The sequence below is a fragment of the Acinetobacter sp. ABJ-A23_2 genome (assembly GCF_044538765.1).
In the GTDB taxonomy this organism is placed as follows: Bacteria; Pseudomonadota; Gammaproteobacteria; order Pseudomonadales; family Moraxellaceae; genus Acinetobacter; species Acinetobacter nosocomialis_A.
The window spans coordinates 31,875-44,575 of record NZ_JBIUCP010000011.1; the positions used below are offsets into that span (position 1 = coordinate 31,875).

At 37.6% G+C, this 12,701-nt stretch carries 12 protein-coding genes; 5 read left to right on the plus strand and 7 right to left on the minus strand.

Annotation, left to right across the window (positions count from 1 at the left end; genetic code table 11):
• Positions 1-213: 213 nt before the first annotated feature.
• The 5 genes from ACH63V_RS05920 to ACH63V_RS05940 all read right to left on the minus strand — a co-directional run bounded on the left by ACH63V_RS05920 (position 214) and on the right by ACH63V_RS05940 (position 4,098).
• On the minus strand, positions 214-522 hold the full coding sequence (locus ACH63V_RS05920; protein ID WP_263613574.1) for a metalloregulator ArsR/SmtB family transcription factor: 309 nt from the start codon (positions 520-522) through the stop codon (positions 214-216).
• 477 nt (positions 523-999) lie between these two features.
• Positions 1,000-1,566 (minus strand): TetR/AcrR family transcriptional regulator, encoded by a 567-nt coding sequence (locus ACH63V_RS05925; RefSeq protein WP_263613575.1) that lies wholly within the window; start codon positions 1,564-1,566, stop codon positions 1,000-1,002.
• 361 nt (positions 1,567-1,927) lie between these two features.
• Positions 1,928-3,091, minus strand: coding sequence for a JmjC domain-containing protein (locus tag ACH63V_RS05930; RefSeq protein ID WP_396462980.1), 1,164 nt, complete (start codon positions 3,089-3,091; stop codon positions 1,928-1,930).
• A gap of 30 nt (positions 3,092-3,121) precedes the next feature.
• Positions 3,122-3,715 (minus strand): Maf family protein, encoded by a 594-nt coding sequence (locus tag ACH63V_RS05935; RefSeq protein WP_311071353.1) that lies wholly within the window; start codon positions 3,713-3,715, stop codon positions 3,122-3,124.
• Positions 3,715-4,098 carry a DUF2237 family protein gene (locus ACH63V_RS05940; RefSeq protein ID WP_002050020.1) on the minus strand — a complete coding sequence of 128 codons (384 nt, stop codon included), beginning with the start codon at positions 4,096-4,098 and terminating at the stop codon, positions 3,715-3,717. Before ACH63V_RS05940 ends, ACH63V_RS05935 begins: the two co-directional genes overlap by 1 nt.
• A gap of 138 nt (positions 4,099-4,236) precedes the next feature.
• Here ACH63V_RS05940 and ACH63V_RS05945 point away from each other — a divergent pair, with 138 nt between their 5' ends.
• From ACH63V_RS05945 to fba, 3 genes are all read left to right on the plus strand, one after another.
• A complete protein-coding gene (locus tag ACH63V_RS05945; RefSeq protein WP_396462981.1) occupies positions 4,237-5,424 on the plus strand; it encodes a phosphoglycerate kinase in 1,188 nt (395 codons plus the stop codon).
• 121 nt (positions 5,425-5,545) lie between these two features.
• Positions 5,546-5,788 (plus strand): hypothetical protein, encoded by a 243-nt coding sequence (locus ACH63V_RS05950; protein WP_263613579.1) that lies wholly within the window; start codon positions 5,546-5,548, stop codon positions 5,786-5,788.
• A gap of 121 nt (positions 5,789-5,909) precedes the next feature.
• On the plus strand, positions 5,910-6,947 hold the full coding sequence (fba, locus tag ACH63V_RS05955; protein WP_002121428.1) for a class II fructose-bisphosphate aldolase: 1,038 nt from the start codon (positions 5,910-5,912) through the stop codon (positions 6,945-6,947).
• A 119-nt stretch (positions 6,948-7,066) separates the two neighbouring features.
• Here the strand turns inward: fba and ACH63V_RS05960 are convergent, their stop codons facing one another.
• Positions 7,067-8,377, minus strand: coding sequence for a peptidylprolyl isomerase (locus ACH63V_RS05960; protein ID WP_396462982.1), 1,311 nt, complete (start codon positions 8,375-8,377; stop codon positions 7,067-7,069).
• On the minus strand, positions 8,377-10,830 hold the full coding sequence (locus ACH63V_RS05965) for an LPS-assembly protein LptD (protein WP_263613581.1): 2,454 nt from the start codon (positions 10,828-10,830) through the stop codon (positions 8,377-8,379). The genes ACH63V_RS05960 and ACH63V_RS05965 overlap by 1 nt, the downstream gene beginning before the upstream one ends.
• A 120-nt stretch (positions 10,831-10,950) precedes the next feature.
• On the opposite strand from ACH63V_RS05965, the gene ACH63V_RS05970 reads away from it, so the two are divergent.
• Together ACH63V_RS05970 and murU are read left to right on the plus strand one after the other, a co-directional pair.
• On the plus strand, positions 10,951-11,964 hold the full coding sequence (locus ACH63V_RS05970) for an aminoglycoside phosphotransferase family protein (RefSeq protein ID WP_396462983.1): 1,014 nt from the start codon (positions 10,951-10,953) through the stop codon (positions 11,962-11,964).
• On the plus strand, positions 11,964-12,653 hold the full coding sequence (gene murU / locus ACH63V_RS05975) for an N-acetylmuramate alpha-1-phosphate uridylyltransferase MurU (protein ID WP_396462984.1): 690 nt from the start codon (positions 11,964-11,966) through the stop codon (positions 12,651-12,653). The genes ACH63V_RS05970 and murU overlap by 1 nt, the downstream gene beginning before the upstream one ends.
• Positions 12,654-12,701 lie beyond the last annotated feature (48 nt).

Consider the following 12,701-nt stretch of genomic DNA (forward strand, 5'->3'; position numbering starts at 1 on the left):
AATAAGTAAACTTAATTATTGAGGGTTAAGACGAGTTAAGGGAGATATAAAAAGAAATAGAGAGATTATTTTTGTTTTCAATAGATTTGAATGTTAGAAAAACTACGCGAATTTTCAGTCCTCTTTGCTTGGATCATTACCAGCTACCAAGTTGAAAAATCGCATATTTCAGGAATACATTAATATTATTATAATTTTATAAGTTCAGCGCAGTTATTCTATACAGTATAACTGATAAAGCGTATTTAAAATGGAGTGCATCTTATCATCCTTTATGGAGTAGAAAATTTGTTTGCCATCACGACGTGTTGAAACGACATCACTTTTACGTAGCATCATCAATTGTTGTGAAAGGGTGGGTTGGGTGATTTGTGTTTTCTCTTCGATTTGAGAGACATTCAACTCCTCATGAGCTAAGTGACATAAAATTAATAAACGGTCAGTGTTAGCTAAAGACTTTAATGTTCCTACGACTGAATCAGCCGCATTTTTCATTTCTTCAATTTGGAGTCCATCTTTCATACTTTATACCTATATCAATATGGCCGGCATAGTATAGATTGATCTTATGAAAATGAATGTAGCAAAACTAATCAATCCAATTGTTTTTGTTGAAAAGGTTTATAAGTGTAATTGATAAATATATAGCATTATTAAGGTATAACAATAATTTGTAGTTGTTTTGTGTCAAAAGTGTTGCATTGTGTGAGAAGCGTAATTGTTAAGTATAAATGAAACAATGTCAAAGAAAATAAATCCTCTTTTTTGCTCTATCAATAGTTAATTCTGATTTATGTTTAAAAGGGGAATAAAAAAAGATTGAGTTTTTACTTTTTAAGGATATAATCAATCCTGTACAGACAGGTCTGTATATTCTAGTTTGGGATGTATAGTCCAAAAAAAAACGTCTAACTCTAGACTAGAATGACTTTCAGACGCAGCGTGATGAATAAGAAGAAGATTCAACAATATAAGAAGAATAATATCACGCTTTATTTTTTAGTGTGCAACTTTTTCAAATTCAATAAGTTTCTCTACACGCTTCCAATAGTCATAAATTTTTACTGAGCCATGTTCCACCTGAGCTTGAATGGTCATGCCTTCTAATATATTGACTAATAACAATGCCAGAGGACGAGACTCTTCAATTTCATGCTGGACGAGAAGGTCTTGCATGAGTTGCGTTAACCATATTTTATATAAAGTCGCTGGTTGATGTGTTGAAGGGTATTGTTTTAATACTTCTTCTAAAGCTTTTTGAAACATACAGCCATTAAAGTCTTCGCTATTAAACCAATCTGAATACCATAAGAAAATTGCTTTGATACGACTCAACGGGTCGTTTTCATCTTCTTTAGATATAGCAGCAGTCAGAGAATTCTGTAAAAGTGAGTTTCTTAATAATAAACACTCTTCAATAAGTTTCTCTTTTGAAGGGAAGTATTTATAAAATGTCATTTTTGCTACACCAGACTCACTGATGATACGATCAACCCCTATAGAGTTATAACTATATGAGTTAAAAAGTCTTAAAGCAGTGGTAATGATGTCATCTTTTTTTGACATATTTTAGTAGCCTCACACAAAAAAATTGCTCTTAGCCTAAATGGTCGAGTGTATAAATAAAAAGCACGAACGCACAATTTTACATTGTATTGATTGTTATTGATAGGAAAAAATGGGTTTTTTAAAAGCAATAGAAGTTCAAAGCATAATGCTCTAGATGTGAATTTTATATTTATTGAAAAAATTTCTATGTCTTAATCAGACGTATTAACTAGATAATTTTTTGATGTAGAAAAATAAATTTATACCATAGACATACAGCCATAAAATAGATTTAAAGAATGGTATATTTAAGCATGTATTTATAAAAGAAAAAAGGAGAAATTTTATAAATTCCTCCTTTTAATGTATTTAGACGATATTATTCTGCAGGTGGCAGTAACATAAGAATTGAATCATTCAATAATTGAACAATATTCTCTAAAATATCTAAACTGCTCAGCTGGTCGTTGAAAGGGATGCTTTCTCCATCTGCAATTGCTTTGAGTTGAGTGGCAAAAGATTCCACTATTGGTAAATCTTCTCCATTACCCCAAAACTTTAAAGTGCCATTTTGTTCTGTATAAAGTAGACGAGAAGCTGGTTCAAGCAATAGTTCATAACCTTCTGACAAAATAGCATTGAGATCTTCAATTTCGATTTCGTCTGGTTCAGGAATGTTATCTGGATATTTAGGCTCAGTCATATACGCCATGATGGCAGCATCAAGTACTGATGAGTTTTGCAACTGAGCTAAAACTAACTCTCTTAAATAAGCCAATTCTTCTTTATTAATTTCACCAACTTGAGGAAGGTTCTTTCTAGCAATATCTACAACTGGATTCTGTAGTAATTCATCAATCGCAAATTGATCGCTAATTCTATCGATCATGCCTGAAACATTAGGCATACGGAAACCAAATGAGAAAGTTAAACAATCATCTTCGGCAACGCCATAATGTGATAATCCTGGTGGGACATATAATAAGTCACCAGGTGCTAAAACTTCATCAAAATGAACATCGATTTCTGGCAATAGCTTTAATGGTTGATTAGGAACAAGTTCAGTGCTTGCATCACACATTTGGCCTAATTGCCAACGACGGTGTCCATGTCCTTGAACAAGAAATACATCATAAAAGTCAAAATGTTTTCCAACTGAACCACCTTTAGGAGCATAAGAAACCATGATGTCATCACGACGCCATTGGGGAATGAAAGGAAATTTCTTCCATAAACCAGCTAAATCAAATGAATAATGATCAACCGCTTGTACCAAGAGTGTCCATAACTTTGGTAATTTTTGAAAGTCACCTTTGGTTAGAGGAGACGACTTTACATGCCATTCATTTGGATTTTTGTCTTTCTGACGGATAAGACGCGCACTAACATGATCTTCTAAAGCGAATTCTCTCACATCATTTGGCTCTAACATGCCAATGATTTCAGGCATGGCATTACGCACAAGTAATGGTTTTTTCTGCCAATATTCTGTTAAAAAATGTTCAGCAGTAATGCCGCCTAGAACGGTTAAAGGTTCTGTCATGGAGATAACCTATAAGTAAGCTAAAAAATATTAAGGAATTTGAAGTTCAAGCTGTCTTAAAATCTGACAAAGTTGAATCATGGGTAAACCCATTAGGGTGGTTTGATCTTGGCCTATCATTTTCTCAAATAGACTAATGCCAAGACTTTCACACTTAAAACTTCCAGCACAATGAAGGGGTTGGTCTAAATCGACATATCTCTCGATTTCAAGACGAGTTAAATTGCGAAATTTAACTTGATAATGTTCAACTAGAGTATGTTCAAAGTTTTTTTCAAGACATTGGACGCTTAAGGCTGTACTAAAAAAAACTGTTCTGGCTGAGTTTGCTGCTAACTGGGCTTTAGCATTTTCAATCGTTAATGGTTTGCCAATAAAATCATGAGGTGCATGTTCTCGCCATGCGACTTGATCTGATCCAATTACAATCGCTTGAGGATTTTTCTGAGCAATCACCTGAGCTTTAGTAAATGCTAGTCTTTTCGCTAAATCATCAGCATGAGTCTCGCCACGAGGACTCTCATCAATATCTGGACTAATACAGATATATTCGATTCCCAAACGATTCATCAAATCCTTACGTGTTTGACTACTCGATGCCAATATAATTTGGGGGTGTTTCATTACACTGCATATTCCATCAATACATCTAATGGGACATAGCTTAATACTGCTTGATGGCAGGCATGAAGTTTGACAGGTGGTGCTTGACCAGCTTGATATGCTTCTACCCAGCGAGTTACACAAATGCACCAGAAGTCGCCTGGTTGTAGACCAGGAAAGCCAGCTTCAGGTAGAGGCGTAATGAGATCGTTGCCAACTTTTTGCGAAAAATTTAAAAAGTCAGATGTCATTTGAGCACATACGGTATGTTGCCCAAGATCTGTTACGGCTGTATGGCAAAAACCATTTCGAAAATAACCCGTAATAGGGTCAAAACAGCAGCTTGCTAAAGGTTCACCTAAAACATTTAAACGATTGATTTGTGGATCTGGATGAATAGACATAATGGATGAAATATTAAATTACTACCTCTATCATAATCAAAACTTTGGTTTTCTACAGCTTTTATGCAAAAAAACTAACCTTTTTTGATGTAATCATTTAAAATTGGCGCGTTTTTAAAATCATAAAGAGAGCTTTACATGAATTTTCAGCGTATGACTGACCTTAACTTAGCAGGTAAACGTGTACTTATTCGTGAAGATTTAAACGTTCCTGTTAAAAATGGTGTGATTACCAGCGATGCTCGTTTACGTGCAGCACTTCCAACAATAAAAGCTGCTTTAGAAAAAGGCGCGGCTGTAATGGTATTTTCGCATTTAGGTCGTCCTGTTGAAGGTGAACCAAAGCCTGAGCAATCGCTTGCACCAGTTGCAGCATATTTAACTGAAGCACTAGGCCAAGAAGTTAAATTATTTACTGACTATCTTGATGGCGTAGAAGTTCAAGCTGGCCAAGTAGTTTTGCTTGAAAATGTTCGTTTTAACGCGGGTGAAAAGAAAAATAATCCGGAACTTGCACAAAAGTATGCTGCTTTATGTGATGTATTTGTGATGGATGCATTCGGTACTGCTCACCGTGCAGAAGCTTCTACAGAAGGCGTAGCACGTTTTGCTCCTATTGCAGCTGTTGGTCCATTATTAGCTGCTGAATTAGACGCACTTGGCCGTGCAATGCAAACACCTGAAAAACCAATGGTGGCTATTGTTGCTGGCTCTAAAGTTTCAACAAAACTTGATGTTTTAAACTCATTGTCTACTATTTGCGATCAACTTATTGTTGGTGGTGGTATTGCAAATACTTTCCTAGCAGCTGCAGGTTACAACGTTGGTAAATCTTTATACGAAGCTGACTTGATTGAAACGGCAAAACAAATCGCTGCTAAAGTAAGTGTTCCACTTCCTACAGATGTTGTTGTTGCTGATGCATCTCAAATTAATTTTGAAGATTTCTTAGGTTCTTTAGCAGCAGCACAAGCAGTTGTTAAAAAAGTTGAAGACGTAACAGCAAATGACATGATTTTAGATGTGGGTCCTGAAACAGCTAAAGCATTTGCAAATATTTTAACAACATCAAAAACGATTCTTTGGAATGGTCCTGTTGGCGTATTTGAAGTTGATCAATTTGGTGAAGGTACTAAAGCACTTTCTCTTGCAGTTGCTCAATCTGACGCATTCTCAATTGCTGGCGGTGGCGATACTCTAGCTGCGATTGATAAATATAATGTTGCTGACCAAATTGGTTATATTTCAACTGGTGGTGGTGCATTCCTTGAGTTTGTTGAAGGTAAAACTTTGCCGGCAGTTGCAGTTTTATTAGAACGTGCATAATACATATATGTAAAAATAAGAAGGGGTTGGGTTCAACCCCTTTTTCATGGATAAGTCATTAAATTGTCATATTTCTGAAATAAAATAATGAGCACTAAATCACCAATTGTGGAAAATAGTGATGAATTTAAAACTTACCTTAGCTGCTTTGTTAATTGTTCCAGTGATGTTGACTGCTTGTGCTAAAAAAGAAGAGTCTTCTAAAGCAGGGCAAGATGCTGCTTCTACAGCAGTTGCTGATAAAGTAACTCCTGAACAGCAAGCTACAATTGATTCGCTTGATAAGCCAGTTTTAGATGAAAAGAATACTGACGTGGTTGAAGGTGGCGCGTCTAGCGAGCCGGCTGCTTCAGAAACTCATTAATTTGTTGTATTTTGTTAAAAAGTCCCTGCAAATGCAGGGATTTTTTTTGAAATACTGTGATTTGTTGCTGAATTGAAATAAATGACAAGGTAGAATAAGCCGCACTACCTGGGAGGATATTATGGCACTCATTTCAATGCGCCAGCTCTTGGATCACGCTGCAGAACATAACTACGGCGTACCAGCATTTAACGTAAATAACTTAGAACAAATGCGTGCAATTATGCTTGCCGCGGATGCAACCAATTCACCTGTAATTGTTCAGGCATCAGCTGGAGCTCGCAAATATGCAGGCGCTCCATTCTTGCGCCATCTTATTTTGGCTGCAATTGAAGAATGGCCGCACATTCCAGTGGTAATGCACCAAGACCATGGTACAAGCCCTGATATCTGTCAACGTTCAATTCAGCTTGGCTTTAGCTCTGTAATGATGGACGGTTCATTAGGTACAGATGGTAAAACACCTACATCTTACGAATATAACGTTGATGTAACTCGTAATGTTGTTGCTTTGGCACATGCATGTGGTGTTTCTGTTGAAGGTGAGATTGGCTGTTTAGGTAGCCTTGAAACTGGTATGGCAGGCGAAGAAGACGGTGTTGGTGCTGAAGGTGTACTTGATCACTCACAACTTCTTACTTCTGTTGAAGAAGCGACTCAATTTGTTGCTGATACCAATGTAGATGCATTAGCGATTGCTGTGGGTACTTCACATGGTGCTTACAAATTCACTCGTCCACCTACAGGCGATATCTTGGCAATTGACCGTATTAAAGAAATTCATGCGGCATTACCAAATACTCACCTTGTTATGCACGGTTCAAGCTCTGTACCACAAGAATGGTTGAAAGTAATCAATGAGTTCGGTGGTGATATTAAAGAGACTTATGGTGTACCTGTTGAACAGCTTGTAGAAGCAATTAAACATGGTGTACGTAAGATCAATATCGATACAGACTTACGCTTAGCATCTACTGGCGCAATTCGTCAGTTTATGGCTGAAAACCCAGCTGAATTTGATCCACGTAAATACTTTGCTAAAACTGTAGATTCAATGAAGCAAATTTGTATTGATCGTTATGAAGCATTTGGTACAGCTGGAAATGCTGACAAGATCCGTCCAATTTCTTTAGAGAAAATGGTTGATCGTTATAAATAATTCCCGTTAGGGCTTGATTTATAGAAACCGGTTATGTAAATAACCGGTTTTTTATTAGCCAGATTTTATTCATAAAAAAACCTGTGATAAACACAGGTTTTAATAGCAGCAAAAAGAACTTACTTTTGTAAATTCTTTTTGTCGAGACTAGGGTCTTTAATCTCTACATATGCATTAGCACGTACTTCTCGTAACCAGCTATCAACTTCGGTATTGAATTGACGCTCACCTAAAATTTGACGTGCCATACGCTCTTGATATTCATGAGTCATATCTTTTTCGCGTTTATCTGTTACTTGTAGAATATGCCAGCCAAATTGAGTTTGGAAAGGCTCACTAATTTGACCTACAGGAATTTCCTGCATTTTTTTATCAAACTCAGGAACCATCATACCTGGTGTAACCCAACCTAAACTACCGCCATCACGTGCTGAACCTGTATCATTTGAATAGGTTGCAGCAAGCGTAGCGAAATCTTGTCCCGCCTTTAATCGCTTGTAAATGCTGTCAATAATTTGTTTCGCATTTTCAGGACTTACCACTTCAGATGGTTGAATAAGAATGTGGCGAGTTTGATATTGCGGTACCAATGCTTTTTGTTCATTTTGCTTGCGTTCTAAGAGTTTTAGAACATGTACACCATCACGTACAGAGATTAGATCAGTTGTTTGACCATCTTGGAGTGGAGTAATACGAGCGGCAAGTTCTGCTGGAATATCAGAAAGAGGGCGGAATCCCATATCTGCACCTTCAACTTTTACAGTCGCAGTTGAAAGTTTTTTAAGAGCATTTATGTCATTGCTTTGAGCAAGCTTTGAGCGAACTTCTTTGGCTACATTCTGAACTTCTTGAGGGTTGTCTCCTGCGATTCGCATATGAATCACGTGAGCCTGATTACCAAGAGCAGCTTGTCCTTGTGGTGACTTTAAAAAATTGTCGACATCTTGGTCACTAATTTTAATACGAGACATCACTTGTTGCTGGCGTAGGCGATTAATTGCTAAATCTTCAGCAATACGGCCTCGTAAGTTTTCATATGTTCCTGGAGCAATTGCATCTAACTTTTGTTGAAAAGCTTCTAGACTTTTACTGCCGGATTGACTTGCTACTTTTAGTACTGCCTCGTTTAGACTTTTCTCATCAGGTTTAATGCCATAACGTTTTACTTGTTCAAGTTGAGCTTGACGTAAAATGAGTTGATCTAAAACCTGAAATTGTAGGTATTGTTGAGGTGGTACTTCTTTTTTTTGTGCTTGCAATTCGTGAGCAGCTTCTGCCATTCCTTGTTCAAGGTCACTTTTTAAAATTACGCTATTGTCCACAATTGCCACAACTTCATCAGTGGGTTGGGCAAAACTATGCATTGATGAAGATATTAATACAGCAAGGGTTGTTGCTTTAAAAAACTGTTTAAGATGCTTTGCCTTCATTAACGTTGTGTCCAAGATTGATTAATTTTATTAAAACCTAAAACGCGATTTTCAAGTATAGACGCGAGTTTATTGTTTAAACCACCTAAACCTTTAAGCGTAATTTCAGCCATAATCGCGCGTTTCTCGTTAACATTAGGAGATTTTGGATCATCTAGGTCGTTATAGTAAGAACGACCATAGACTGAGATACCCCAGCAACATGATTCATAGTTAACACCTAATAACAACTCACGAGCCACATCATTGTCCATGTCATATTGAACAAGACCCATAATACGCCAGTTGTCTTTAATTGGTTGTATAAAGGATGCAACAACTTGATCATAAGTTTCTTGACGACCAGGAATATTTTTGCGATAGAAGTAACCTAAGTTGTATAGGTTGCCTTTGTCACCTGTATAGTAAACTTGGAAGTCTCGCTGAGCGTTATCACCGTTTGACATCCATGCTGAATTTGCTCCAATAGTAAAGTTCTGGTTGAGTTGGCTTGTTAAGCTTACAACTGGTCCTGTATTGCGCTCAGTATCAAATGCATCGGGTTGATTTTGTAGAGTTACACGTCGATCTTCAAAATAATAGCTTTGGCCTACACTTGCACGTAAACGTTCTAAGCCCACCGTATCAAATAAACTATAACTTACACCCAATGATAAGAAATTGTTGTCTTCAAGGCGGTCATGTCCATAGAAGCGGTAAGGGTTAAATAATTGATCGTAATTAACCGATGCTGAAGTTGAGTCAAAGTTTGGATAACTGTTCTGATTTTTATAAGGAGCATAAGCGTAAAAAGCACGAGGTGTAATGGTTTGGAGATATTTACCATCGCGCTCAAATGTCAGACCTGTATCTAAAGTAAACTGGGGTACAACAACTGATTTGGATTCTGAACTAGCATCTAAGTCTTGTGAGGCAATACTGTCTTTGTCATAGAAAGTCTGAATAGAACGTACAGACACTTCAGGGATAACGAAAGCCGCTGGTGTACGATAGTTATAACGTGTTGCGAACTGGTTATAAATACGCGTACCACTACTTTCCTGAGCAGAACCATCATTAATTGATTTTTTGAAGTATGCCGTATCGTTATTAAATTCGTACTGTAAACCTTGTGGGTTACCTGTGACATAGTTTAATAAGAACTGTGGTAAACGGGCATAAGGTTTGTTTGCATCCAGAACTGAAGGGTCTAGTGTCTGGAAGTCCTCAACTTTAAGCTGAGCTTTTAAACCTGGAATGCCATGCTGGTAGTTCAGCTCCCAAGCTCTACGAAGATTTACATCAGTTTTAGAGTTCGGACTGCTGTCTAAGTCTGCAAAATAATCTTTATCAGATGCATAGTGATATTCAAGGTTGGTAGACCATTGATCATTAATATTCCAATTGTGGAGGAAATTAAAATCTTTACGGTCTTTATCGTTATATTCTTTATCAGATGGAAGAATACCGCCTGATATTACCCCTGCACCAAATCCATCCGTTAAATAGCGAAATTCACCTTTGAGCATAGCTCCACGTTCTGATAGATATCGTGGAGTAATCGTTGCATCATAATTAGGTGCAAGATTTAAATAAATTGGAACAGAAAGTTCACCGCCACCACCACTATTTGAGAAACCCGAGAAACCAAACTGAGGGTTAAGAATACCTGTAGTTCGACGGTCATCAATTGGGAAGTTAAAGTATGGGACTGCTATAACTGGAACATCTTTAACATAGATCTTTGCATTGCGAGTGACGCCTCGACCAGTTTCCTGATTCAGCTCAATTTTATTAGCCTGAATTTTCCAAGCAGGTTTTTGACCTGGTGGACAAGTGGTATAGCTTGCATCATTAAGAACCATTACATTTGGAGATGTTCTTTCGATTTTTCCAGCGTGACCATGTGCATGCTGCTGTTCAGAAATATAAAAACTATTATTTAAATCGCCAGTTTGAGTCTTTAAATTGTAATTAATTTCATCACTTTGAGAGAGTAAGCCGCCTTGGGCTAACTGAACTCGACCTTGTGCATGAGCAAATGTTTGAGTTTTATCGATGGTAACTTTATCGGCACGAACAGTACGACCTTCTTGGTCTATTACTACGTTTCCTTCTAGCTCAGAGTCGCCAGCAGGGTTGTAATGACCGTAATCGGCAGTTACAACCGATGTAGCCTTATCTGCATCTAATGCTTTAGTTTCAGGATTGATTGGTGTAATCCAAGTTCCTTGGCAAAATGCCGAACTCAAATATTTATTATTGCGCAACTGCGCCTCAGGTGCAGATTTATCAACATAATATTGTTGAAAGAATTCCTGCCCTGGATAGGCTTCCTTAATACTCGCCTTAAGTTGATTATTGTCTATGTTGGAGACAACACCAGCTGACTCAGCATAACTTGATTGTATGGAGCCACATAAGAGCGTAAAAATAGCGGTCGCTAAAGGATTAAATTTAAACTGATGCTTCATTGTCTCATTAACCAAGTATGCTAATTCACAATTAATTATTGTCGCATCATAGAGAAAAAGTTTATAAGTGGCTACACTTAACCCTTCAAAAATCTCAGCTTGTTTTAGATTTTATTGCAAATGAATACACAACGTGAACAATTGATACATACATGGCTTACATCTGTTCTTGAAAATGATCAATTTCAGATCGCTTATTTAGCAGGGGATGCCAGCTTTCGTCGTTATGCTCGCATCCAGTTACAAAATAAAACGTATATGCTTATGGATGCGCCTCCTGAAAAAGAAGACTGTGTTCCGTTTGTAACCATTGACGAATTTTTTGCGGGTCATGGGGTTCGAGTACCTCAGATTGTTGCAAAAGATTTAACACAAGGTTTTCTGTTGTTAGAAGACTTTGGTGATGTACTGTTGTCGACATTATTGAATGATGCAACAGTTGATCAATACTACGAACAAAGCTTTAAGCAGCTCACTCATTTGCAATCAATTAATGGTACTGATCATTTCCCGGTTTATTCTTATGAAAAGCTTGTGTCTGAAATGCAGTTGCTAACAGATTGGATGTTGCCATCACTCGGGATTCATCCAACGGCTGAGCAAAAGAAAACTATTGATGATGCATTTGATTTCTTAGCTCATGCTGCATTGGCTCAGCCTCAAGTTATTGTGCATCGTGATTTTCATAGTCGTAATTTAATGAAAATTACCAATGAAGAGGAATTGGGAGTAATCGACTTCCAAGACGCGGTTATTGGTGCTGATACTTATGATTTAATCTCGATTACACGTGATGCATATGTGCAGTGGAACGCTGAACGTGTTTATCAATGGTTTAAAGTTTTCTATGAACTTTTACCAGCATCGGCTAAACAAAACCGAACTTTTGAGCAATTTAAGCGTGATGCCGATTTAATGGCAATTCAACGCCATATCAAAATTTTGGGTATTTTTGTCCGTTTGTTTGAGCGAGATGGTAAGTCTGGTTATTTAAAAGACTTGCCGCGAGTCATGTGGTATTTACTTGAAGAGAGCCGTGGTTACGCTGAACTTGACGAGTTTATGGTATTTATAAATAACATAGTAATGCCTAAATTTATCGAGAAATATGGTCCCTATGAGGTAGCCGCATAATGAAAGCAATGATTCTTGCTGCTGGCTTGGGCAATCGTATGCGTCCACTCACGCTATATACACCAAAGCCTCTGCTTGAGGTGGGTGGTAAGCCCCTTATTGTGTGGCATATTGAAAAACTTAAGAATATGGGTGTGACCGAAATAGTCATCAATTCTGCGTGGTTAGCCGATAAACTCATTAGTAGCTTGGGAGATGGCTCTCAATTTGGTGTGGACATCCGTTGGACACGAGAAGAAGAAGGATTAGAAACAGCTGGCGGAATTATTAATGCTTTGCCACTGCTTGGAACAGATCCTTTTATTCTAGTGAATGGAGATGTATGGACAACAATGGATTTTGAAGCTCTACGCGATATTAAGCTAAATGATGATTTAGCTCATCTTGTGTTAGTTGATAATCCTAAACAACATCCTGACGGCGACTTTACATTATTGGATGGGCGCGCTTTTGCATTCGATCAAGATGTGAAGGGTGAGAACCTCACTTTTAGTGGTGTATCTGTTATCCATCCTAAGCTTTTTGATGGATTGGAACCTGGTAAACGTCCTTTAGCTCCACTATTAAAGCAAGCGATGCAAAATCAAAAGGTATCTGCTGAAAAGCTTAAGGGTGCATGGGTAGATGTGGGGACGCCAGAGCGCCTAATGGAGCTAGATTTGCAAATTCGTGAAGGCTTCTACGATTAACTGCATAATCGCTAATCGTTAAATAGTGTTCCACGATGCATAAATGGG